The sequence below is a fragment of the Mycobacterium sp. genome (genome assembly GCF_032159765.1).
Classification (GTDB): Bacteria; Actinomycetota; Actinomycetes; order Mycobacteriales; family Mycobacteriaceae; genus Mycobacterium.
The window spans coordinates 26,941-50,207 of record NZ_JAVHWM010000169.1; the positions used below are offsets into that span (position 1 = coordinate 26,941).

Below are 23,267 nucleotides of genomic sequence, written 5' to 3' on the forward strand. Positions count from 1 at the left end.
GCCTCGGAAGTCGTCCGCCAAGATCGCGGATCACGCTGTGACATGCGCACTGTCCCCACCCGTAGCGGCGAACGACGTTCCGCTAACCATTCCGGCTTCATCGGACGCGAGAAATACGACGAGCGGTGCGACCTGCTCGGGTTCCAGCCACGGAACGCCCAGCGGTGACTTCCTTTTCAGTAGTTCGATGGCCGTGCGCTCATCTTGCGACGGATCGCCGCTGGGCGTTCCGCCGGCGTCGGCGATTGCCTGCTTGTATCGGTCCTCGTGGCGTGTGAGTGCCGTATTGATCAACCCGGGGATGACCGCGTTCACGGTGATGTTGTGGATACCGAGTTCAAGCGCGGCCGACTTCATGAGTCCGATGATTCCCCACTTCGACGCCGAGTACGCCGCGCCGAATTTGGTTCCGTGCTGGCCCTGAGTCGACGATGTGACGATGATCCGCCCGCCACCGCGACGTACCAGCAGCGGCGCGAACACGCGCAAGACGTTCGCCGTACCCGAGAGGTTGACGTCGATCTGGTCGTGCCAGTCGGCATCGGCCATGTCTAACAGCGGCTTGAACGCCTGGATGCCGGCGTTCGCGAAGACGACGTCGACCCCGCCCCACTCCTGCACGACGCCAAGGGCGGCCGCGCGAACCGCATCGATGTTGCGCTGATCGGCGATGCGTTGCATCCAGCGGGCGCCAGCTGCTGTCACCAATTGCCCTGTGTGAGTGAGGTCTTCGACGGTGGCTGGCTCGAAATCGAGTATCGGACTCACGTGGGCGGCGATGTCAATGCCGGCCACGTCCGCACCTGCACGAGCCAAGGCGACCGCAGCAGCGCGGCCGATCCCCCGGGCGGCGCCCGTCACGACGGCGACGCGACCGTGCAGCGGACGCGACAGTGGCGATTCAGTCATCTGAGTTCAATCCAATGGCCTGAGTCGGGACCGTTGCCTGCCAGCGTCGGTTGGCTTCGACAACCCAGGCGGCCGCGATGCCCGCGCCGAAGTTGCCGAACAGGGCTCCGCCAAGCAAGGCCGTGATCACGGAGCCGACAGGATCGTCGCTGTTCACAGGTTCGAAGAAGACCGCAAACACCACCTCCACGACGAGTACGATCTGGACCACGAAGAAAACGGCGGCCAGCGTGATCAGCGGGCTGACAGTCCCGTCCTCGCATGGTTCTTCAGACCCGCCTCGAGGCGCATCGAATGTCTCAAACTCGTATTCAAGCGCGTCGGCTATAGGAGCCTGACTGTAGGCCTCGAACTCACCAACCAGGGCCTCCCAGGCGTCCGGCACGTCTGACAGTGTGCTGATTTCCCTGGCACGCTCAGACGTTTCGACGTCGGGGATGGCATATGCAATGGCCATACCGCCAGTGTTGTCCGGCTCACAACTGAGCACATTCCCGCTAACTGGAGCCGTGCTGTCTGCTAGCTGCAAAGCCGCCCAAAAAAGTGGTGCCGAGGGAGGCCGCAGCCCCGGCACCGGGCCCCGGGACCTTCTGTCGTGCCAAATGATTCGATAGCGGCGCTTGGGACGAAATAGGAGCGTTCGAACATCGACCTCGGTAGTCTCGACTGTCGCTCTAGACGTCAAGGAGTCACCGGTGATCAAGGTTTTCGGATATCTGAAGCGTAAGCCAGGCTTGTCGCCGGAGGAATTCGCTGACTACTACGAACACAACCACGTCCCGCTGGTGCTGAGCACGGCGTTCATGCCGTCGGTCTACAAGCGCAACTACATCCAGCGTGGGGACGCCTTCAACATCGAAGGTGACGAGATCGGCTTCGACTGCATGACCGAGCTCGTCTTTGCCGACCGAGACGAGTTGCTCGCGTGGATGACCAGCCTCGGGATCGATGAAATAGCCCGAGACGAAGAAAGATTCATCGATCGCGCCGCGACCCGGGCGTATGTAGTCGATGAGCGGACAAGCGCAGGCTGAGGACGCACTTGCCGCCCATCGACCCGAACGGCACGGAAGGCTTTACGCGTTAAGGTTTTCCGACTTCAGCAGCCACGCTTCCTTCTCGAGTTCGTCGATCATCGCATGCAGCAGGTCGGCGGTCGACGGATCGGCTGCGTCGACCTGGTCGTGGACGGTGCGCATGGTGTCCACCACGGCGTAGATGCGGTTGGTGATCATGTCCACCGTGTCAGTGGTGCTCTGCTCGCCAGCCGGTACCGCGGGAACAGTGGTGGTCGCCGCGACCGTGTCTGTGCGTCCGTCGGGAACAGCGTCGAGGGCACGCATCCGCTCAGCGATCGTGTCGCTCGCTTCACGCGCGGTGTCGACGATGCTGTCGAGCAGCAGGTGCAGATCCCGGAAGTTCGTTCCCACGACGTTCCAGTGGGCTTGCTTGCCCTGCAGGTGCAGCTCGATCAGGTCAACCAGTACCTTCTGCAGGTTCTGCGGCAAGCTCGCCGGGGCGTCGAAGACACCTACCTCGTCGGTGCGCCGGCGGTTGGTCCGGATTGAAGTGGTCATGGCAGTTTCCTTACGTGACATCGGTGATACCGAAAACATCGTTCCTCCAAGCGATCACGATTCGGCGCCACGCGTCGACCCTGAACGCCAGGGGAATGTCTCAATTGTTGGCCTCACACCGGCGGACGTCTGCACCGGTGACGTCCATTTACGCCCTCCCGCCATCGGCACTTTGGGCCTGCCCGCTAGCAGCAATGGGCCCTCGCGGGAGGACGGCGCGCGGTCAGAGTATTTGTTCGAGCAGGCTCTTAAGTTCCTTCTGCTGAGCTCTGCTGAGTCGTTCGAGGCGCTTGCTGAATGCGTCCGACAACAGCGCAAGACCGTCTTTGGCTGCTTGACGCCCGGTCGAGGTGAGCTCGAGGCGGTGGCGCCGCAGATCGCCAGGGTCGATCTCGCGCCTTATGAAACCGCCGGCCTCAAGGCGTTTGAGGTAGAGCGTGACCGTTGCCTTGGGCATGCTCATCGTCGCAGCAAGTTGGGCAGGGAAGGGATGCTCGTCGATCTCGGCGAGCAGAAACAGCTCCTTTGAGTCGAGCCCCAACTCGGTGATGTCGGCCTCGACGGAAGAGATCACAGACAGCAGCAGTTGATAGTTCAGTGACCAAATCTTGGCGGCGGCGTCTCGTGAAGTTGACATTGCTTCCCCGATAGTTCAGAATTGAACTAGTTTGAAACTGAACAAACACATGAGTGAACAATGTACCAGAAGGAGCCGCCCATGCCGTTGGATCACTACGTCACCCTCGGACGATCCGGTCTGCGCGTCAGCCCGTTGTGCCTCGGGGCGATGACGTTCGGCGAAGACTTGGGTTGGGGTTCCAGTGTCGAGGAGTCCGAACAGATCATCGACCGGTTCGTCGACCTCGGGGGAAACTTCATCGACACGGCCAACTTCTACACCAAGAGCCACTCCGAGAAGATCATCGGCGACCACATCGGGCGCCACCCCGCCCGGCGCGATCGCACAGTGATTGCCACGAAGTTCAGCGGCAGCCTCTATCCGGGTGATCCCAACGGCGGTGGCTCGGGCCGCAAATCGCTGATCAACGCCTGCGAGAACTCGCTGCGGCGCCTGCAAACCGACTACATCGACCTGTACTGGCTGCACATCTGGGACGCCCACACCCCCATCGAGGAGACGATGGCCGCACTCGACGACCTCGTCCGGGCCGGCAAGGTCCGCTACCTAGGAGTGTCGGACACCCCGGCCTGGAAGATCGCCGAAGCAAACCTCATCGCGCGTTTCCGCGGGTGGTCGTCGTTCATCGGCCTGCAGATCGAGTACTCCTTGCTCCAACGCACCGTCGAACAGGAACTGGTTCCGATGGCCCTCGAATTCGGCCTCGGGATCACGCCCTGGTCGCCGCTCGCCAGCGGCGCGCTCAGCGGCAAGCACACCCGCAGCAACGCCGGCGAGAACACGTCCGATCGCGCCGCGCTGGTGGAGGGATTCCTCAACGAGAAGACCTACAAGGTTGTCGACGAACTCGAGATCATCGCCAAAGCACACGACACAAATGTCGCCGCCGTCGCGCTGGCCTGGCTCCACGTACGGCCGGCCGTGACGTCGATCATCATCGGGGCGCGCCGACTGTCGCAGTTCGAGGACAACGTCCGCGCCCTCGATATGGACCTCACCGCCGAGGAACTGGACCGGCTCAACGAGATCACCGAACCGAGGCTGGGATTCCCGCAGAGCATGCTGCCAATGGCGCCGGGCATCACCCAAGGCGGAACCACGGTCAACGGTGTCTCCGGGCCGATCTCCGACTACGTCATGCCCAAGGGCGACCAACCCTACTGAGGCCCAGCGCACTTCACTGAGGCGGAAGGCGCGCGCCTGCCCGCACGAATCAGGCCGAGCTGGAGGCTTTTGCGGCCGCCAACGTGAGCCGCGCGATGCGTTTGGCGGTCAGCGCCGCGGCGCGCGCGGGCTCGGCGGTCGTCGCGGTGGTCAGCGCCCCGTGGTACAGGACAATGAGCGCATCGGCCAGCGCTGTTGATTCAGTCGCCCCGGTGTCGGCGGCGAGCTCGAGGAAGAACTGTCGCAGCCAATCGCGGTACTCCTTGGTCGCCAGCCCCTGGCGCTCGCCCGCCGGCGCTTCAGCATCGGCGTTTTCGAAGGGGCAGCCCCGGAATTCGGGCAGCGACACGTAGTCCGCGATCGCATCGAAGATCGCCAGGATCTTCTCGTCCGGATCGTCGATGTCGTCCTGTGCCGACTCGATACGCTGCCGCCACGCTTGGTGACGGCCGCGCAGGTACGCGGCGACCAGTTCGTCTTTTCCGCCGAAGATGTAGTAGAGCGAGCCCTTGGCCACGCCAGCCCTCTCGATGACGGCGTCGATCCCGGTGGAATGCACACCGTCGCGGTAGAACAGCTCATCACACGCGGCGAGCAGCCGCTCCCGCGCCGACGGCCGTTTCGCAGTCTTCGTCGCCATGCACATCAGGCTACCAGACAGACTTGTCTGAACACGTCGACAACGTATTCGAACTGGCTCGATCAGCCGAAGAGTCGCCGACAGCGATGATCGTGGCATGGCCTGTAACCTTCTCCTCAACAAAATATCGGCAGCACAAGCTAATTCGCGCCATCGGTTCGTGCAGTCGGTGAAGTTCCGGCCCCCAATCTCAGCGAGAGAGATCCGTCACGATGGCGCCCGGTTGGTCGGAATATCTTGACGACTCCTTGCGTCTTTAGTCAGGTCAGTCTAAATTCGTTCTCCAGGAGATCAGACAGATCGGTCTAAACACTTGAGGAGTGGTCATGGGTAGCCCCACCGTCGTTCGGGATCTGGAAGGCAAGGTCGCGCTGGTAACAGGCGCGACGTCGGGAATCGGCAGGGCGGCTGCGGTGCAGCTGGCCGCGCAGGGGGCCACGGTGATCGTGCACGGCCGCGACGCAGCCCGAGGCGCCGCGGTGGTCGCCGAGATCGAAAACAATGGTGGGTCAGCCCGGTTCGTTGGCGCCGACCTCAGCGAGCCCGCAGAGGCGCTGCTGCTTGCCGAGGAGGTCGGCGATGTCGACATCCTGGTCAACAACGCCGGCTTCGCCTGGTTCGGCCCATCGCAAAAGCTGCCAGTCAACACACTGGGAAAGCTGTTCACCGCGAACGTGCAAGCCCCCTACCTGTTGGTGTCTGTGCTGGCCCCGAAAATGGTCGCCCGCGGCGACGGCGTGATCATCAACATCGCCAGCAGGGCCGGCACTTTCGGTCAACCAGACAGCGCCGCCTACGGCGCCACCAAAGCCGCGCTGGCCTCCTTGGCCCGCTCCTGGGCCGCCGAATTCGGGCCCGCCGGCATCCGCGTCAACGCCATCTCACCAGGACCCGTCTACACCAACGCGGCCGAACGCGAACTCTTCGACGCCTCGGCCAAGACCACGGCGCTCGGTCGGGCCGCCGAGCCGCAAGAGATCGCCGACGTCATCGGATTTTTGGCGTCCGCAGGGGCGTCATACATCACCGGTACGAACATTGCCATCGACGGCGGCCCCGCCGCCGGCCAAGTCCATCGGGACCTTGTAGCCCGCTGACCCCAAACCCATCCCACATCAGATCGCCGGAGGCACAGACATGACAGATACCGAGGAACGGAACAAGGCATTCGTCCTGAACGCGTTCGACACCTTGTTCAACAAGCGGGATTACACAGCGGCAGAACGCTTCTGGTCGCCGGACTACATTCAGCACAGCGCGCATATCGAACCAGGCCGCGAGGGCCTGTTCGCGCTCGTCAAAGCCTCACCGGCAGACATGCGCTACGAAAACGTGTTGATCGTCGCCAACGGCGACTATTTGATGCTGCACGGCCGATTCTCCAATGTCGGGCAACCGGCGGACTGGATCGTGGCAGACATCGTGAGGCTCGAAAACGGTCTGCTCGCCGAGCATTGGGACGTCATCCAAGACGAAGTAACGCGTGAAGACTCCAAGAGCGGACTGCCCATGTTCGGCGACGCCTTTCCTACCCGGGCCATGCAACAACGAATTTGAGGATGAACTGATGTCAAGACTGGATGGCAAGGTCGCCGTGATCACCGGCGGCAGCAGCGGTATCGGGCTGGCGACCGCGCAGAGGTTTGCGCAAGAGGGCGCGTACGTCTTCATCACCGGCCGCCGCCAGAGCGAGTTGGACAAGGCCAAGGCGTTGATCGGCGACGGTGTGACCGCAGTCGCCGGTGACGCCTCGAATAGTACGGACCTGGACGAGCTTTTCGCGACGGTCCTCGAGGTGAAAGGTGGGCTCGACATCCTCGTGGCCAACTCCGGTCGGGTGGAGCCCGAAGAGCTGGGCAAAATCACCGAGGAGAATTTCGATGCCACCTTCGACCTCAATGCTCGGGGAACACTTTTCACCGTGCAGAAGGCGCTGCCGTTGATGCGCGACGGCGGCTCGGTCATCATCGTCGGCTCGATCGCGGGCTACTCGGGCATTCGCGGCTATACCACCTACAGCGCCACCAAGGCCGCACTGCGTTCGTATACGCGCACATGGACCCGCGAGTTCAACGACCGCGGTATCCGTTTCAACACACTAAGCCCGGGGCCCATCGACACCCCCATCATGGACGGGCAAGCCGACTCGCCCGAAGGCGCAGATGCGATCAGGGCGGCTTTCGCCGCAGCAATACCGCTCAATCGGATGGGCCGCCCTGAGGAGATCGCTTCCGCCGCTCTATTTTTGGCGTCCGACGACAGTAGCTTTGTAGCCGGCGCCGAGCTCAGCGTCGACGGCGGCATGGCCCAGGTCTAACGCGGGATGACTCTGAACACCGGCCATGACATCCCGATCATGGTGCTCGCGCCCATCGCGCCGCCGCGATGAAGATCTCCGCGCAGTTCGCCACGTCGTTGCAGTCCCCGGCGCACATCGCGGTCGCCGAAGAACTCGGTTATGACCGGGCCTGGCTGTTCGACACACCGCACGAAAGCCCCGATGTGTGGATGATGCTCGCGTTGGCGGCCAAACGCACCGCCACCATCGGCTTAGGGCCGGGCGTGCTCGTACCGTCCCTGCGCCACCCGATGGTCAATGCCTCGGCCGCAGCGGCGCTGGCCGCCCTGGCACCCGGCCGGGTCGCGGTCGCGTTCGGCACCGGCTTCGCCGGCGCCCGCGCATTAGGTGCCGCACCAGCTAGCTGGTCGTATCTGCGCGATTACGTCCGGGCGTTCCGCAGCCTGCTGACCGGCGTGAGGGTGTCCTGGCACGACACCCGGATACAGATGATGCACCCGGACGGGCACGCGCCCCAGCGTCCGATTGACATACCCATCCTTATCTCCGCGCTGGGACCCAAAGGCCTCGACGTCGCCGCCGAGTTGGGCGACGGGCTCTTCACTGTCAACGGACAGACCCGCTACGCCGCCCAGTTCGCCTGGGTCGCACTGGGTGTGCACGGCACCGTGCTGGCCAACGGCGAGGCACTGGATTCCCCGCACGTGCGGGCTGCCGCCGGGCCGGGAAATGCGTTGGCCTATCACGCCGCCTACGAATTCGGCGGCGACGTCACGGCACTGCCAGCCGGCGACGTGTGGCTCGACGCGATCAACGAGACTCCACCGCAGGACCGCCACCTCGCGGTGCACGACCAGCACCTCGTCGGGCTCAATCACGCCGACGCCGCCGCGTGGACGGCGGGCAGCTGGAATGCCATCGCCCAGACCACCCTGACCGGCTCAGCGGACGAGATCGCCTATCGCATCCGCGAACTCGCCGCCGCAGGCATCACCGAAATCGTCTACCAGCCCACTGGGCCCGAGATCGCCGGTGAACTCGAAGCCTTTCTCGCCGCAGCGCGCACCGCTACTGCCGCCGTGGACCACGACCTATGACCAGATCGCAAACTGAGCATTCGTGGACTGGATGCTCACCTTCGGTGACGAGACGGTCCCGCGCTCAGGATGGGTGAGCGCACCGCGCGCTACACCATCGCGCGCTGATTGCGTTAGCCTCCGTAACGGCTCCAACCGCCTTCTGTTTTTTCGGCGGCCTTCGACGGGAGGGACCGATGAGAGTTCTGATCACAGGAGGCACTGGATTCGTCGGCGCCTGGACAGCGAAAGCATTGCAGGCGCACGGACATCAAACCCGCTTTCTCGTCCGGAACCCGGACCGCCTCGCCACCAGCGCTAAGCAGATCGGGGTCGACGTCAGCGACCACGTCGTCGGAGACATCGCCGACGCGGACGCCACCACTGCGGCATTAGACGGCTGCGACGCCGTAATTCATTGCGCTGCAATGGTGTCGACGGACCCCGATCGCGCTGACGAGATGCTCCACACCAACCTCGAAGGTGCTCGCAACGTGCTCGGAGCGGCCGTCGCGGCGAAGCTGGATCCGATCGTTCACGTTTCGAGTTTCACCGCGCTGTTTCGTCCGGGCCTCGAGATGCTGCACGCCGATCTTCCCGTCGTCGGCGGAGCTGACGGGTACGGCAAGTCAAAGGCCATGGTCGAGGCGTATGCGCGCGGTCTGCAGGACGCCGGGGCGCCGGTGAACATCACCTATCCCGGCATGGTGCTCGGACCACCGGCGGGTGATCAGTTCGGTGAGGCCGCCGAGGGTGTCGAGGCCGCACTCAAGATGCGCGGCGTGCCTGGCCGTGGCGCCGCCTGGATCGTGGTCGATGTCCGTGACCTCGCCGACTTGCACCTTGCGCTATTAGAACCAGGCAAGGGACCACGCCGGTACATGTTCGGTGGCCAGCGCGTGCCCGTGACCCGCCTCGCGTCGCTGATCGGGTCCGCCGCCGATCGCAACCTTTCCGTGTACCCGGTGCCCGATACGGCGCTGCGCGCGGTCGGTCGACTGTTCGACGTCATCGGCGACCAACTGCCGTTCGAGACGCCGATCAATTCAGCGGCCATGCAGTACTACACGCAGATGCCGCCCTCGGACGACGCACCGTCCGAACGCGATTTCGGCATCACCCAACGGGATCCGGCGGACACGCTGGCCGAAACGGTCACGGGATTGAAGCGGGTCGGCCGCTTGTAGAGCCATAACGGCTGGCGACGAGCGTGCGTTAGCGGCGACAACCCGCCGATAAGTTCGCCGTGGAAGCACTCTCGACGCAGTGGATGCACGTTCGACACCGCCGACGCACACTCGCGCCGACGCCTTGCATAGCCATTTGCTCGTTCTAACGCTTCCCGCTCGCTTTGGTCACGAACGGTGACCGACAGTGCCGCCAGCGCCACGTCGGTGGTTCGATCTGCCTTGTGGACTCGCTCGACGCGATACAGCTGATTGCGCTGCTCCTTGTGGTCGCCATCGTCGCCGCGATAGCTGGATTCGTCGGATCAGCGATTGCGCGTCGCAGAAGGCAACGCGCACGCAGATTCTTCGTTCTGGGCTTCTCCTGTGGCCTGCTCACGGGTCGGATGCTGCGCCGGAGACGACGGCGTGTTGTTAGCATCGCGCCGTGCACGATTCGCCTTCGCCGCCTGGCCACGGCCGGCGCCGAGATGTTTCACGACGCGACGTCCTCAGGTACGTTTCTGCGGCGCCGGTTCTACTAGGACTCGCCGGCGCGGTTGCGACGCTCGACCCACAGCGGGCTTCTGCCGACTCCATGCGGCTGATCGACTTCACCGAGCGCCTCGTCTCGGCCGATGACATTAAATCGGCTGGCTTCAACGGCGCACTCGTCTATGTGTCGGAGCTGCGCAGAGGGGCGACGTTCGATTTCAAGCCCGTCACGCGCGCGTACGCGGATGCCCTACGCGCGGCAGCTCTCCACGTGGTCAGCTGCTATCAGTTCGGCAAACCCGGTTGGCCAGACCCTTCGGACTTCACCCGCGGATATGACGGCGGCGTCGCCGACGCTCAGACGGCCCTGCGGATACACGGCGCGGCCGGGGGTCCGGATTCGGCGCCGATCTTCTTCAGTGTCGACGAGGACATCGATCTCAGCACCTGGAAAACCGTTGCCCTGCAGTGGTTTCGAGGAATCAACTCAGTACTGGGTGCCAACCGCACCGGCATCTATGGACACAACCGCGCGTGTGCATGGGCGATCGACGACGGTGTAGTTGGGCGCTCGACTACCGCAGGGCACTGGTGGGCATGGCAGACGAAGGCCTGGTCTCGAGGTGAGCGTGAGCCCAGGGCGGTGCTTTATCAGTCCGTGGTCAACACCCCGAGCAGTCCTGGTGTCGTCATGGGCGGTACACATGTGGACGTCGACGACGTCCTCGCGGCTGATTTCGGGCAATGGGCCCTTCCTCGATGATCTGAGGGAACGCAAGATGAGAGCATGGCCGACGTGGACGTTCGCACCCGCAACAATGTGCGAGTAGCCGGCTCCAATACCGGCCCGACGATCATGTTGGCGCACGGGTTCGGATGCGATCAGAAACTGTGGCGCCGGGTGGAGGCGCTTCTCGCACCGGACTTCGACATCGTCCTGTTCGACCACGTCGGGTCTGGAGCGTCGGACCCGTCGGCATGGGACGAACAGAAGTACGCGTCCCTGGACGGCTATGCCGCCGACATCGTGGATCTCGTGCGGCAGCTCGACCTGCACGATGTGACGTTCGTGGGCCATTCGGTGGCGGCAATGATGGGGGTGCTTGCGGTCACCGCCGATCCGAGCAGGTTCGCCAAGCTGGTGCTGCTCGCTCCGTCGCCCCGCTATATCGACGACGAAGACTACCGCGGCGGATTCTCGCGGGTGGACATCGACGAACTTCTCGAGTCGTTGGAAAGCAATTACCTCGGATGGTCACGCGCGATGGCGCCGGTGATCGCGGGATCACCCGAAAGCCCAGAACTCGCCGAGGAGCTCGCCGACACGTTCTGTCGCGCGGACCCAGCCTGCGCCCGCGTCTTTGCGCGCGCGACGTTTTACGCCGACAATCGCGCGGACCTGCCGAAGGTGCCGGTACCGACGTTGGTGATCGATTGCGCGCAAGACGCGATCGCTCCCCGCGAGGTGGGTGCCTACGTGCGAGCGCACATCGCCGGATCTGAGCTGATCACGCTCGACACCGTGGGCCATTGCCCACATCTGAGCGCCCCGCATGCCACGGCGGAAGCAATCGCCGCGTTCGTTCGCCGACTATGACCGTCCCACCGGACGCCGGCGGCCTCGAGGGCCTTTTCGAGGACGCGCCCTGCGGATACATCATTGCGCGGCCGGACCGGCGCGTCGTCAAGGTGAACACGACACTCCTGACGCTGTTGGGGTACGAACGAGACGCGTTGATAGACAGGCCGTTCACCGATTTCTTCACTGCGGGCGGTCGCATTCACTATGAAACCCACTTCGACCCGTTGCTGCGGCTTCATGGTCAACTCGCCGGTGTCACAGTCGATTTGGTGACAGCGCGGCAGGAGCGACTTCCGGTCTTTCTGTCGGCGAATGTGAAGAGAGATGCCGCCGGCGAACAGGACCTCCTGCGGCTTACCGTGTTGGACGCGCGTGGTCGACGATCGTATGAGCGTGAGCTGCTGGACGAGCGCCAGCGCGCCGAGCAGGAGCGCGCGCATGTTCAGACCCTCGCGACAACGCTGCAGCGATCTCTACTACCGCCCTCGCTCTACCCGCCCGACGGTCTGGAGGCAGCCGCCCTCTACCACGCCGCGTCCTCCGACGACGTCAGTGGAGACTTCTACGACCTGTTCCCACTCGCACATGACAAGTGGGGCTTCTTCCTCGGCGACGTGGCAGGGAAAGGTGCACAGGCGGCCACGGTGACGTCGTTGACCCGCTACACCCTGCGTGCGGCGGCGGTGTTCGACGACGATCCGATTGCCGTGCTGCACAACGTCGATAGCGTGCTCAAGCAGAGCTCGGCCGATGACTCCCCACAAATGTGCACCCTCATCTTCGGCGTGCTCACACCAAACGCCGGCGGCTACGACATTCGGATGGCTAGCGGCGGACACCCGCCTCCTCTGCTGCTACCCGCCCGGGGGCAGGCCCAATACGTCGACACCGTCGGCGGCATGCCGATCGGAATCGTCACCAAAGCCAGGTTCGTCTCGACCCGGATCGTCCTGAGCGCCGGTGACACGCTGGTTCTGTACAGCGACGGCCTGACGGAGGCACGGATAGGCGCGGGGGTTGAACGCTACGACGACGACGGTGCCCTGCTGCGGTTCGCGGCGCAGCACTGCCCCACGACCGCACCGGCGGTCGTCGACGACATCCGTTCACTGCTCGACGAACTAGGCAGCGGTGTCGAAGACGACGCCGCCGTGCTGGCGCTGGGCGCGCCTCTCACAACGTAGGTGCGGGATCAGCGCACGGGCGCCACTTCGGATGCCATGACGTCGACGGCGCGCTTCCACACCCGGTGCAGGCCTACTGCACTCGCCAGCTTGTCGGTGAACGACTTGGTTACGTTGTCTGCGATCAACACGCCGGGAGCATCGATCTCGATGCCCGCCGCTGCTAGCGCCGCGGTGCCGTCACCCCATGCCGAGATCGCCTTGCAGTGCCGAAATGCCTCCTGTAGCAACACAACTAGCTTGATGTCATCGGTCGGCTTCGTTCCGTCGGCCACGACAAGCGCATCGAATTCGATCGAACGTGCGGTCAGTAACGTGCGCTCGACGATCACACTGCGTCGTCCCGACTTGAGCACGCCACCCAAGGGCGCGATCACCAACGGGGTCGCTTTCAGACGCCGTATCGCATCGATCAGCTTGGCCACCCCGGCGAGGTCGGAGTCCGCGCCCGCGATGATGCCGATTTTGCGGCCGTCGATCGGGCCAGGTGTGTCGACGATCTGTGACAGCGCAGGCGACACGAATTCCCCTGTGGGCGGTTTGCCCTTCGGCGCGCGAAGCCCGAGCCCAATTGCCACCTGCTTGCACAGGTCGGCGTCGACGTTCGCCAGGACCTCGAGCTCACGCTCCTTGATCGCCTGCTCGTAACACTTGCCGAGTTCGAACGTGAACGCCTCGATGACGTGCACCTGCTCGATATTGGTCAGACTGCGGTAGAACATCGCCGCCTGGGTGAAGTGGTCGTCGAACGACGCCGGCTGCGCGCGGACCGTCGGGCCCTCCACGTGGCGCGCAGTCTGCACATAACCACCCTCGGCCGCATTAGCGACAAGCGGCTCGCCATCGTCGATACTGTTCGGCCGGTATGGCGCCTGCCCGGTGTGAATCGCGGTCTGGTGCATGCCATCTCGCAGGATGTCGTTCACCGGGCAATGGGGTCGGTTGATCGGCAGCTGCGTGAAGTTCGGGCCTCCCAGTCGCGTCAATTGCGTGTCGAGGTACGAGAAGAGCCTCGCCTGCATCAGCGGATCGTTCGTGGGTTCGATGCCGGGCACCAAATTGCCGGTGTGGAAGGCGACCTGCTCGGTCTCGGCGAAGTAGTTCGTCGGATTCCGGTTGAGTGTGAGCTTTCCGATGAGCGTTACCGGGACCATTTCCTCGGGCACCAGCTTGGTCGGATCGAGCAGGTCGATGCCCTCGAAGCTGTCCGTGCCGTCGTCGGGCATCACCTGTATCCCGAGCTCGTACTCGAGATAGGCGCCCGCCTCGATGCCGTCAGCCATATCGCGGCGGTGGAAGTCGGGATCGCAACCCGCAGCGATCTGTGCCTCTTCCCAGACAAGTGAATGCACGCCGGCGACCGGCTTCCAATGGAACTTGGCCAGGCTCGTCTTTCCTTTCTTGTCGACGAGCCGGAAGGTGTGTACGCCGAAGCCCTCCATGGTGCGGTAGGAGCGTGGAAGACCGCGATCACTCATGTTCCAGAACACATGATGTGTGGCCTCGGTGTGCAGCGACACGAAATCCCAAAAGGTGTCGTGAGCCGACTGTGCCTGCGGGATCTCCCGGTCGGGTTGGGGCTTGGCAGCGTGGATGACGTCGGGAAACTTGATGCCGTCTTGAATGAAGAACACCGGAATGTTGTTGCCTACCAAGTCGAAGTTGCCTTCGTCGGTGTAGAACTTGACCGCGAATCCGCGAGTGTCGCGCACGGTGTCGGCGGAGCCACGCGAACCGAGAACCGTCGAGAACCGACAGAACACGTCCGTCTTTTTGCCTTTGCGGCTCAAGAACCCAGCTCTAGTGACTGAACCGGCAGTGCCGTAGGACTCGAAGACGCCGTGCGCGGCCGCCCCACGTGCGTGCACGACGCGCTCCGGGATGCGCTCGTGATCGAAATGCGTGATCTTTTCCCGTAAATGGAAGTCCTCGAGTAGCGACGGACCGCGATCGCCCGCCTTCAAAGAATGGTCGGTGTCAGGCATCCGCAGACCCTGTGCGGTAGTCAGGTACTTTCCGGACTGGGCGCCCCGATCGACATCTGCTGCCTGGCCATTGGTATTCCCGGTCGGACTGGTCGGTTTGGGGGCGGTCTGATCGGGCGTGCGGCGAGGCGGCATAGGTACTCCTGGTTGGCGTCGTCGACGACGACTGTGAACTTGCGACCATCGGATACCCGAATTCCACCAACCGAAGCGAAGAATGCTGGTCCATGGAATAGCAGCCATTGCAACGCGATCCATTGAAGGTCCCACGACGGTCCGCGAGGCACAGCTAACTGCTTAACCACGGGGCTGACCCCCGGACCGCTTGCAGAAAGCCACCAACGCAACCCTCACCGGCGCTCCCACTGTCACAGCGTTTGCCCTCGCGGCCCATTTCAACCCTTTGCTGTGACCGCAGAATTATCCCGGGTTGATCCGCGCCTAAACGGGTGTCGCCGAGCCCGAAAGCGGGTAGCCGTAAGCGCAATTCGACGGAGTACACCGTGGCGAACGGCCATGAGGAGATGAGTGGTGCCCTACGACGACAGTGAGTTGGACCGTGAGCTCTTGCAGGAATTGTTGTGGACGTACGGCCCCTGCGGACAGGAGGACGCGGTCCGACAGGTCTGTCGCCGTGAGCTCGAGTCCTCCGTGGACGAGCTGTGGGTCGACCCAGCCGGAAACTTGGTTGGCCTCATCCGCGGTAGCTCCGCGAGCGGCGAGGCTTCGTCGTCGATCAAGGTGATGGCCCACATGGACGAGCTGTCCATGCTCGTCAAACGGGTGGAAACAGACGGTTCCCTGCACCTGACACAGCTCGGCACCATGTATCCGGCCAACTTCGGCCTCGGCCCCGTCGCCGTGCTGGGTGACAAACTCACACTGTGCGGAGTGCTGTCCCTTGGCTCGGAGCACACGACGAAAGAAAGTCGGCGCATCTGGGAAACGAAGCCCGATCAGGGCGACAAATCCCTGGATTGGTTGCACGTCTACGTCTTCACCGGTCGCACGCCCGACGAATTGGCCGCGGCGGGCGTGCGGCCCGGCACGCGCGTGTGCATCGAACGAAGCAAGCGGACACTGATGGAGTTCGGCGACTATTTCGGGTCATATTTCATGGACGACCGCGCTGCGGTAACGGCTCTCTTGCTCACGGCACGACGGTTGCATCGAGACGAGCAGCGCCCCGCGGGGGACGTATACGTTGTCTTCACCACCAACGAGGAAATCGGCGGAGTGGGCGGGTCGTATGCCAGCCGCACGCTGCCCGGCGAGCTCACCCTGGCTTTGGAAGTCGGGCCGACCGAAGCCGAGTACTCCACCAGCGTCAGCGGCGGGCCGATCATTGCGTTCAGCGATGAGCAGTGCGTGTACGACAAGGATGTCGCCGATCAATTGATCAGCATCGCGACCGAGTTTGGCCTGTCGCCCCAACCTGCTGTGCTCGGCGCGTTCGAGTCCGACGCATCGCATGCAAAAGCGAGCGGACTTTCGCCGAAGGCTGGCCTGCTGTGCCTTCCGACTTTGAGCACCCACGGCTACGAAGTCATTGCCCGCGATGCAATCCCAGCCATGACCGGAGTCCTCGTTGAGTTCATCCGGTGTTACAAAGGCGGTGAACATGGATCATTCGACCGCGCCTCTGCTTGAGGCGCTGGAGGACTACCGGCGCCGTGACCGCTATGGGTTTACTCCACCCGCACATCGGCAAGGCCGAGGCACCGACTCATCCGTGCTGAAAACCCTTGGTGCAGCGTCATTTGAGTCCGACGTGCTGGCATCCAGTGGACTGGATGACCGCCGGTCGAGCAATCATTATCTGCAACGAGCAGAACAACTCATGGCCGACGCTGTCGGCGCGGACCAAGCGTTCTTCTCCACCTGCGGCAGCTCTCTGTCGGTGAAGGCAGCGATGCTGGCGGTGGCGGGAGACCACCCCGGCGGATTGCTCCTCGGCCGAGACAGCCACAAGTCGGTGGTCGCCGGGTTGATCTTCTCCGGCGTCCGTCCACGCTGGATCGCTCCACGGTGGGACGCCGAACGTCATCTCTCCCATCCGCCATCTCCCGCGGAGGTCGAGAAGGCGTGGCGAGACAATCCCGACGCCGCCGGGGCTCTGATTGTCAGCCCGTCGCCCTATGGGACTTGCGCGGATTTGGTTGGCATCGCCAAGGTCTGCCATGACCGCGGTAAGCCGCTGATCGTCGACGAGGCGTGGGGAGCGCATCTGCCTTTCCACCGCGGCCTGCCGACGTGGGCGATGGATGCCGGCGCAGACGTGTGCGTGGTCAGCGTGCACAAGATGGGCGCCGGGTTCGAGCAGGGCTCCGTCTTTCACCACCAAGGCGACTTGATCGACTGGCGGCACCTCGCGGCGTGCGCCGATTTGTTGATGACCACGAGTCCCAACGTTCTCGTCTACTCGGCCATCGACGGTTGGCGCCGGCAGATGGTTCGGGACGGTGAAGAAATACTCGGTGCCGCTTTGCAGTTGGCCGAGGAGACCCGCGACCGCATCGATGCCCTGCCGGGGCTGCACGTGATGGACGACGAGTTGTGCGGAGAACAGGCCTCCCATGATTTAGATCGTCTGCAGATCCTCATCGACGTCAGCGACCTCGGCGTGACGGGCTATCAAAGCGGCGACTGGCTGCGTGAGCACACGCACATCGACATGGGAATGACTGACCATCGCCGAATACTGGCCACCTTTTCGATGGCCGATTCTGAGCAGACCGCGGATCGACTCCTCGCAGCGTTGGATGCGCTCGCTCAGGCGGCGCCGGCGTTGCCGGCGACAGACGCGGTGCGACTACCCACACCGGAGCAGCTGTCCCTCGAATCCGTCAGCGCCCCGCACACCGCATTCTTCGGACCTGCAAACCAGGTGCCGGCAGATAAAGCGGCCGGACGCGTGGCCGCTGAACAGCTCACCCCTTACCCTCCCGGCATTCCAGTGGTGGTCCCCGGTGAGCGGCTTACCGAGCCGATTATCGAATATCTACGCTCGGGGCTGGCAGCCGGAATGGCCATACCCGATGCCACGGACCCCAGCCTGGACACGTTACGAGTCAGCGTCTCGTAGGTCAGCCCATTTTTACGGTTGCACGAATTGTTTGGACACCCGTACCACTCCCAAAGACCCGCCCGGGTAAAGGGGTTTGGTCCCGCCAGGGTGGGGTATTTCTCTGATTGCGAGCTGAAGTGACCCGCATCGATTGGGTTCGCTTCACGACTAGAGCTAGCTGGTCCGGCGAGCCTTTTCCATATGTGTGACCAGTTTAATTGTAGGGCCAATCTAAATTGTGGGGCCAACATTTTGTTGAAGGCTGACCACGTTCGGTCGCCGCGGCGCTCAGGACATTTCACAACCATCGGACACTCATTTGGCAGTGGTCGATCGATATCGATAGGAGACTCAGATGAATGAGGAAAGCATGGCCGGGCAAGCCCGTAAGGGCTTGATCGACTCGGTCAAGGGCAAAGTAAAAGAAGTTGCCGGCGCTGTGACCGGCAACGACTCACTGACCGCCGAGGGGCAACTCGAGCAGACCCAAGCCCGGGACCGCAAGGCGGCCAACAGCGCCGAAGCTGTTGCCGACGCCGAGGCGGCGCAGGCGCGCCAGGAACAGACAGAAGCCATGGCGGAGGGCACCCGAGAGCGAGTGTCGGCGAACGCGCAGATGGCGGCTGTCCAGAACTCAGTGCGCAACGAGGAGGCGGCTCAGAAGCGAGTGGCCGAGCAGGTCCCCCACCAGGAGGCTGCCCGAGCGAAAACGCGAGCCGAACTCGACGCGCAGCGCGACGTTCAGCGCACAAAAGCCGAAGAGCACGAAGAGATCACCGATGCGGTTGAGGAAGCCCTCGAGGCCGCCGCAGAACACCGGAGCTCGGTCCAGGTGGCTGACACTAGCCACGCAGAAGCCGAACGCATCAGAAAACAAGCCGACGAATTAACCGACACAGCCGACCTGCCCTGAGCGGCGGCTGAAGATAGGAATTGCCACATGAAAATCGCAGAAATCCCGTTCGCAGTGTTGCGCTTTCAGTATCAAATCGCCCGCTTTCCGTTTTACCTGATCGAGGGCCAGTTGGCCGCCCGTCTGGTCTCGGAAGCGCCGGCACGCTTGTTCTACGAACGGTCTCTAGGCGCCGTTGACGCGACCGTTGGCAAGCTGCTGGGCGATCCGGAGTTGCAGAGGCGAGGCGCTGCGCTCGCAGAGCGCAGTACAGTGCTCGGCCGCGCCGCGAAATTAGACGCTGCCGCGACCAGGAAGCGCGAGCAGGCCGACGCCAAACTGGAGGCCACGCAGAAAGAAGTGGTCACGGACATCGATGAGGCGCGGGCAGCCACTGAGCAGGAAGCTCGGGATGCGCGCGACACCGCCGAGAAGCGGAAGCGCGAGGCCGACGAGGCGGCGCAGAAGCGCACTGCTGCCGCGAAGAAGCAGGCAGAGAACGTCGCGATCCAGCGCCGGAAGACCGCCGAGGCGGCCAACCGTCAGGATCATTCCAGAATCCGGGCGGCCGAGCAGAAGGTCACCAAAGCGGCCGAATCCAAGCTCGGCGACGCTCGGCAGAAACGCGGCGAAGCTGTGCGCAAGCGCGCGCAAGCAGATCGGGTCGAGGAGCTGGCCGACATCGAGAAGCAGAATCGCCGATCCGCGCGAGCATCCAAGAACTGAGTTCGGAAAATACGCTTTCAGCGTTGATTCATACTAATCGCCCTTCTCCACTTTGGAGGAGGGCGATTAATATGTCGCATTGCGGGTTTCAAGATTGAGCCGCTTGGGTATTTTTTGAGGTGACGGCGAAAATTGCCGTTTTCTAGAATGGGCTCGAGCAAACCGGCCCATTTTTCACGTCGGCGTTTCTAGTCCGACCAGATCATTTGGAGTAAAATGCGTAAAACTGTTGCGGTCATCTCTGCGACCGGGGCGCTGCTGTTCGGCGGCGCAGGCGTTGCCCAAGCCACGACCGGTTCACCGGCGCCGGCTTCCACGTCAACAACCTTGGCTGCCGATGACAACAATGGCGACCAGGGAAGCGACAAGACCGGCTTGTGGGGTCTTTTGGGCCTTCTCGGTCTTGGCGGACTTGCCGGCCTGAAGCGCCGTAATGACGCGCACACCGACGCGGGCACAGTCGCCGCGCCAGGGCGCAGGGTCTAGCTCTCCTGCTCGTAGATCGAGCCCGGGTCGCGCTTGCGACCCGGGCTCATCTTCACTTTGGTGTGGGAAAAGCTGAGTGCCCCGCGATCATTCGACCGCGGGGCACTCTTCTCGTCGAACAGCGCCGGCGCGGGGATGCGGATCATGCGGCGTGAGACCCGGCACGGCGTCTCACCCGAACGCTGCTGAGAAAATGGCAATCACAGAAGTGGCCGAGTACGCCCATCTGAGCGCCGCCGATACAGAGGCTCTCGCGGTCGAGTTGGACGCGATTCGCGTCGAAATCGAGAACTCACGCGGCGCGAAGGACAGGCGCAAGTTCAGCGATCTCGCGGCGCCTCCTGGCGCTGCTGCTGCCAGCAACCGCAGTGTGTCACGAAGCGGACCGGCCACCGCAATCCGAGCGAAATGCGGCGGAGAAATGAGACGGCCCGACGTCGCTTCATTCACACGAGGCGTGCGAAGCGTGCGCTGGGAACTATCTCATGTCGCACCTGCTCGGCTGTTTGCAGGCGAACAGCGCAGGGTAGCCAAGGTCATGGTCGAGTACGAAGCTGGCATTGGTGACCGGCCCTCTACCGGAGTCGGATGTGAGTGGACGCCAATGACACCCGTTCCCTGCCAGTCAGATTGAGGACACCATGACCCATCCCCCCGAAGAACACAGTCCGTTGGTCGTGACGCGAGATACGACGGCCAGCCGGCAACAAGTGTGGGAGGTCATCGCCGACGGCTGGACATACTCACAATGGGTTGTCGGCAACAGCCGTATGCGCGCTGTGGACCCCTCTTGGCCGGCCCCGGGCAGCACGATCCACCATTCCATCGGCGTCTGGCCCGCCCTTCTCAACGACGAGACGGTCGTCGTGGACTCCGAACCGCCGCATGAACTCGTTCTGCTGGCCAAGAGCCGCCCGTTCGGATCAGCACGAATCACGCTGCGACTCACCGCGATCGACGGCGGATGCCGCATTGAGATGTCCGAGGTGCCGATCAGCCCCCCGTTGAAATGGTTACCGCGCTGGGCCTCACTGGCCGCAGCGTGGCCACGAAATCGAGAATGCACCTGGCGGCTGACCGCGCTTGCGGAACGCCGCAAGCCCAGCGAAGTCCACGACTAGCGGCAGCGGCGCCGACAACGATGGCAACTACGCCGGATCGTCGTTTTGATTATCTGTTCAGTCGTTCGTACCGAATCGCGGCGCTACCGTTCGGTATTACACCGTCATCGTGTGAAGTTCGCACCGGTTCCGGTCGCCTCTTTGCCCGATTCGGTCCGTGGCATATTGAGACGGCACTGGACAACATCGATGAGGTCGCCATCACTGGGCCGTATGCGTTCGTTAAAACCGCTGGACCCGCGCATTTGTCGCTGAAGGACAAGGGACTTACCTTCGCCACGAACGGAGATCGGGGCGTGTACTTGACCCTGCGCGAACCCATTCGAGGCATGGACCCATTCGGTCTGATCCGCCATCCGAATCTCACGGTCACCGTCGACGACTGTGAGGGTCTCGCAACAGCAATCCAACTCCGCTGACGCGGGCACCGCTCGCCAGCGTTTCACCATTACCGCCGCGGGTATTCCGGCCGCACAGTATTCGATCGACCGCGCGACGGGCTACGGCTTGTCCTACGCAGCCGAGTCGTCCCACAATCGAGGAGCACAAATGAGAGCAGTGACCTGGCAGGGCAAGCGAGATGTCCGCGTCGATACCGTCCCCGATCCAAAGATCGAGGAACCCACCGATGCGATCATTGAAGTGACGTCAACCAACATCTGTGGCTCCGACCTCCATCTCTACGAGACTCTCGGCCCTTTCATGAAGGCCGGGGACATCCTCGGGCACGAACCGATGGGAATCGTTCGCGAGGTAGGAAGTGCGGTCGACACGCTCGCAGTCGGCGACCGCGTGGTAGTCCCGTTCCAAATATCCTGCGGCAGTTGCTATATGTGCGACAGGCAACTGTTCACTCAATGTGAGACAACGCAGGTCCGGGATCAGGGAATGGGCGCCGCGTTGTTCGGTTTCTCCGAACTGTACGGCGAGGTTCCCGGCGGTCAGGCTGAGCTTCTACGTGTGCCGCAGGCCCAGTTCACCCACATCAAGGTTCCAGACGGACCACCGGACTCCCGGTTTGTGTACCTCTCCGACGTGCTACCCACCGCGTGGCAGTCGGTGGTCTATGCCGATATCCCCGATGGCGGCTCGGTGACCGTGCTGGGGCTTGGACCCATCGGAGACATGGCCACGCGTATCGCGAGTCACCTCGGCTACGACGTCATCGCCGTCGATCTGGTGCCCGAACGGCTCGCACGCGCCGAAGCCCGTGGCGTCCGGACCATCGACCTAAATGACCACGACGACGATCTCGGCGACACGATTCGCGATCTGACCGACGGTCGCGGCACCGACTCGGTGATCGACGCGGTCGGCATGGAAGCCCACGGATCACCAGTCGCGACCATGGCGCAGCAATTGGTCGGCCTTCTCCCCAAAGCCATCGCCAAGCCGGCGATGGAGAAGGCCGGCGTCGACCGTCTCGGGGCGTTCTATTCGGCGATCGACATCGTCCGCCGCGGCGGGACGATCTCTCTCATCGGCGTCTACGGCGGGGTGGCCGATCCGCTGCCGATGCTCACTTTGTTCGACAAGCAGATCCAGCTGCGGATGGGCCAGGCCAACGTCAAGAAATGGGTCGACGACATCATGCCGCTCCTCACCGACGAAGACCCCTTGGGCGTCGACACTTTCGCCACCCATACGCTGCCGCTCGACGAAGCACCTCACGCATACGAGATCTTCCAGAAGAAGAAGGACGGCGCCGTCAAGATCATCCTGAACCCCTGACCAGATTTATTGGCAATCAACGTACTTGCAGGACGGAACGCGTCTCTTCGAACTTACAAGTGCTGGTGGCAGTGTCAGCGACGCGACAGCTCTCCATATCCGACAGGATGAGCCTTCGGCCCTCGGGGTCGTTGAGCAGACGCCGCGACGCGCGCCGACATACCCATCGCCTTGCCTGCGGAACCGGTCGCGCGGTCCGCTTCATTCTTTTAGGGCTAATTGTCTTTGGAGTTCGATTAGCCGGGTCTCGAGTTCGACCACCGCATGCGCGACGACGCTGCAGGCCAGGGCGGCGCGCGCAACCGAGCCGGTGGGGCCGACGGTGTCGACGTTGTCGATGTCCTCAAGTCGGCGCAGCATGCGCAGTGATACCACGGCCTCCGTAGGTACGTCATCGAGTCCAAAGTTGTTGAATGCCTTGAAGACCGGGTCCTCACTTGTCATTGTCGCCCTATCTAGCGTTGTTTCGTGTCCTGGTGGCCGATCATGAGGGTCACCGACCGATGCGTTGACGGATCTGGAGACCC

The 23,267-nt window shown here is 63.1% G+C and carries 26 protein-coding genes; 18 read left to right on the forward strand and 8 right to left on the reverse strand.

Going from position 1 to position 23,267, the window contains the following annotated elements; all coding sequences use genetic code 11:
* Nucleotides 1-30 precede the first annotated feature (30 nt).
* Together QOH60_RS20790 and QOH60_RS20795 are read right to left on the reverse strand one after the other, a co-directional pair.
* Entirely contained in the window at nt 31-909 is an 879-nt protein-coding gene (locus QOH60_RS20790; RefSeq protein ID WP_526423759.1) for an SDR family NAD(P)-dependent oxidoreductase, read from the reverse strand.
* Nucleotides 902-1,294 carry a hypothetical protein gene (locus QOH60_RS20795; RefSeq protein WP_526423760.1) on the reverse strand — a complete coding sequence of 131 codons (393 nt, stop codon included), beginning with the start codon at nt 1,292-1,294 and terminating at the stop codon, nt 902-904. Before QOH60_RS20795 ends, QOH60_RS20790 begins: the two co-directional genes overlap by 8 nt.
* A gap of 310 nt (nt 1,295-1,604) precedes the next feature.
* Between QOH60_RS20795 and QOH60_RS20800 the strand changes: the two genes are divergently transcribed.
* Nucleotides 1,605-1,943: an EthD family reductase gene (locus QOH60_RS20800; RefSeq protein ID WP_526423761.1), complete on the forward strand. Its 339-nt coding sequence runs from the start codon at nt 1,605-1,607 to the stop codon at nt 1,941-1,943.
* A 42-nt stretch (nt 1,944-1,985) separates the two neighbouring features.
* Here the strand turns inward: QOH60_RS20800 and QOH60_RS20805 are convergent, their stop codons facing one another.
* Both QOH60_RS20805 and QOH60_RS20810 read right to left on the reverse strand, forming a co-directional pair.
* Nucleotides 1,986-2,486: a Dps family protein gene (locus QOH60_RS20805; protein ID WP_526423762.1), complete on the reverse strand. Its 501-nt coding sequence runs from the start codon at nt 2,484-2,486 to the stop codon at nt 1,986-1,988.
* A 223-nt stretch (nt 2,487-2,709) separates the two neighbouring features.
* Entirely contained in the window at nt 2,710-3,123 is a 414-nt protein-coding gene (locus tag QOH60_RS20810; RefSeq protein WP_526423763.1) for a MarR family winged helix-turn-helix transcriptional regulator, read from the reverse strand.
* An 81-nt stretch (nt 3,124-3,204) separates the two neighbouring features.
* Here QOH60_RS20810 and QOH60_RS20815 point away from each other — a divergent pair, with 81 nt between their 5' ends.
* Nucleotides 3,205-4,290, forward strand: coding sequence for an aldo/keto reductase (locus QOH60_RS20815; protein WP_526423764.1), 1,086 nt, complete (start codon nt 3,205-3,207; stop codon nt 4,288-4,290).
* A gap of 49 nt (nt 4,291-4,339) precedes the next feature.
* Here the strand turns inward: QOH60_RS20815 and QOH60_RS20820 are convergent, their stop codons facing one another.
* Nucleotides 4,340-4,930, reverse strand: coding sequence for a TetR/AcrR family transcriptional regulator (locus tag QOH60_RS20820; protein ID WP_526423765.1), 591 nt, complete (start codon nt 4,928-4,930; stop codon nt 4,340-4,342).
* Nucleotides 4,931-5,256: 326 nt separating this feature from the next.
* Here QOH60_RS20820 and QOH60_RS20825 point away from each other — a divergent pair, with 326 nt between their 5' ends.
* From QOH60_RS20825 to QOH60_RS20860, 8 genes are all read left to right on the forward strand, one after another.
* Nucleotides 5,257-6,027, forward strand: a complete 771-nt coding sequence (locus tag QOH60_RS20825; RefSeq protein WP_526423766.1) for an SDR family NAD(P)-dependent oxidoreductase — start codon at nt 5,257-5,259, stop codon at nt 6,025-6,027.
* A 40-nt stretch (nt 6,028-6,067) separates the two neighbouring features.
* A complete protein-coding gene (locus tag QOH60_RS20830; protein WP_526423767.1) occupies nt 6,068-6,487 on the forward strand; it encodes a nuclear transport factor 2 family protein in 420 nt (139 codons plus the stop codon).
* A gap of 10 nt (nt 6,488-6,497) precedes the next feature.
* Nucleotides 6,498-7,247: an SDR family NAD(P)-dependent oxidoreductase gene (locus QOH60_RS20835; protein ID WP_526423768.1), complete on the forward strand. Its 750-nt coding sequence runs from the start codon at nt 6,498-6,500 to the stop codon at nt 7,245-7,247.
* Between the two features lie 68 nt (nt 7,248-7,315).
* Nucleotides 7,316-8,326, forward strand: a complete 1,011-nt coding sequence (locus QOH60_RS20840) for an LLM class flavin-dependent oxidoreductase (protein ID WP_526423769.1) — start codon at nt 7,316-7,318, stop codon at nt 8,324-8,326.
* 176 nt (nt 8,327-8,502) lie between these two features.
* Nucleotides 8,503-9,492 (forward strand): SDR family NAD(P)-dependent oxidoreductase, encoded by a 990-nt coding sequence (locus QOH60_RS20845; protein WP_526423770.1) that lies wholly within the window; start codon nt 8,503-8,505, stop codon nt 9,490-9,492.
* 427 nt (nt 9,493-9,919) lie between these two features.
* Nucleotides 9,920-10,729: a glycoside hydrolase domain-containing protein gene (locus tag QOH60_RS20850; RefSeq protein ID WP_526423771.1), complete on the forward strand. Its 810-nt coding sequence runs from the start codon at nt 9,920-9,922 to the stop codon at nt 10,727-10,729.
* Between the two features lie 33 nt (nt 10,730-10,762).
* Entirely contained in the window at nt 10,763-11,563 is an 801-nt protein-coding gene (locus QOH60_RS20855) for an alpha/beta fold hydrolase (RefSeq protein WP_526423795.1), read from the forward strand.
* Entirely contained in the window at nt 11,560-12,732 is a 1,173-nt protein-coding gene (locus QOH60_RS20860) for a PP2C family protein-serine/threonine phosphatase (RefSeq protein ID WP_526423772.1), read from the forward strand. Before QOH60_RS20855 ends, QOH60_RS20860 begins: the two co-directional genes overlap by 4 nt.
* Before the next feature lie 8 nt (nt 12,733-12,740).
* On the opposite strand, the gene QOH60_RS20865 is transcribed toward QOH60_RS20860, so the two are convergent.
* Nucleotides 12,741-14,852: a catalase gene (locus QOH60_RS20865; protein ID WP_526423773.1), complete on the reverse strand. Its 2,112-nt coding sequence runs from the start codon at nt 14,850-14,852 to the stop codon at nt 12,741-12,743.
* Between the two features lie 396 nt (nt 14,853-15,248).
* Between QOH60_RS20865 and QOH60_RS20870 the strand changes: the two genes are divergently transcribed.
* The 5 genes from QOH60_RS20870 (at nt 15,249) to QOH60_RS20890 (ending at nt 19,888) form a co-directional block, all read left to right on the forward strand.
* Nucleotides 15,249-16,367 (forward strand): M42 family metallopeptidase, encoded by a 1,119-nt coding sequence (locus QOH60_RS20870; protein WP_526423774.1) that lies wholly within the window; start codon nt 15,249-15,251, stop codon nt 16,365-16,367.
* The gene (locus QOH60_RS20875) at nt 16,339-17,802 is read left to right on the forward strand and encodes an aminotransferase class I/II-fold pyridoxal phosphate-dependent enzyme (protein WP_526423775.1); all 1,464 of its coding nucleotides are present in this window, start codon (nt 16,339-16,341) and stop codon (nt 17,800-17,802) included. The genes QOH60_RS20870 and QOH60_RS20875 overlap by 29 nt, the downstream gene beginning before the upstream one ends.
* Nucleotides 17,803-18,139: 337 nt before the next feature.
* Nucleotides 18,140-18,697, forward strand: coding sequence for a CsbD family protein (locus tag QOH60_RS20880; RefSeq protein WP_526423776.1), 558 nt, complete (start codon nt 18,140-18,142; stop codon nt 18,695-18,697).
* A gap of 27 nt (nt 18,698-18,724) precedes the next feature.
* Complete coding sequence (locus QOH60_RS20885) at nt 18,725-19,402, forward strand: IF2 family translation initiation factor (RefSeq protein ID WP_526423777.1); 678 nt, start codon at nt 18,725-18,727, stop codon at nt 19,400-19,402.
* Nucleotides 19,403-19,618: 216 nt separating this feature from the next.
* The gene (locus tag QOH60_RS20890) at nt 19,619-19,888 is read left to right on the forward strand and encodes a WGxxGxxG family protein (RefSeq protein ID WP_526423778.1); all 270 of its coding nucleotides are present in this window, start codon (nt 19,619-19,621) and stop codon (nt 19,886-19,888) included.
* Here the strand turns inward: QOH60_RS20890 and QOH60_RS20895 are convergent.
* The gene (locus QOH60_RS20895; protein WP_526423779.1) at nt 19,885-20,034 is read right to left on the reverse strand and encodes a hypothetical protein; all 150 of its coding nucleotides are present in this window, start codon (nt 20,032-20,034) and stop codon (nt 19,885-19,887) included. The genes QOH60_RS20890 and QOH60_RS20895 overlap by 4 nt on opposite strands.
* 495 nt (nt 20,035-20,529) lie before the next feature.
* Here QOH60_RS20895 and QOH60_RS20900 point away from each other — a divergent pair, with 495 nt between their 5' ends.
* The 3 genes from QOH60_RS20900 to QOH60_RS20910 all read left to right on the forward strand — a co-directional run bounded on the left by QOH60_RS20900 (nt 20,530) and on the right by QOH60_RS20910 (nt 22,740).
* The gene (locus QOH60_RS20900; protein ID WP_526423780.1) at nt 20,530-21,009 is read left to right on the forward strand and encodes an SRPBCC family protein; all 480 of its coding nucleotides are present in this window, start codon (nt 20,530-20,532) and stop codon (nt 21,007-21,009) included.
* 20 nt (nt 21,010-21,029) lie between these two features.
* Nucleotides 21,030-21,428 (forward strand): hypothetical protein, encoded by a 399-nt coding sequence (locus QOH60_RS20905; RefSeq protein ID WP_526423781.1) that lies wholly within the window; start codon nt 21,030-21,032, stop codon nt 21,426-21,428.
* A 130-nt stretch (nt 21,429-21,558) separates the two neighbouring features.
* Nucleotides 21,559-22,740: a zinc-dependent alcohol dehydrogenase gene (locus QOH60_RS20910; RefSeq protein WP_526423782.1), complete on the forward strand. Its 1,182-nt coding sequence runs from the start codon at nt 21,559-21,561 to the stop codon at nt 22,738-22,740.
* 201 nt (nt 22,741-22,941) lie between these two features.
* On the opposite strand, the gene QOH60_RS20915 is transcribed toward QOH60_RS20910, so the two are convergent.
* Nucleotides 22,942-23,184 (reverse strand): hypothetical protein, encoded by a 243-nt coding sequence (locus QOH60_RS20915; RefSeq protein ID WP_526423783.1) that lies wholly within the window; start codon nt 23,182-23,184, stop codon nt 22,942-22,944.
* Nucleotides 23,185-23,267: the final 83 nt, after the last annotated feature.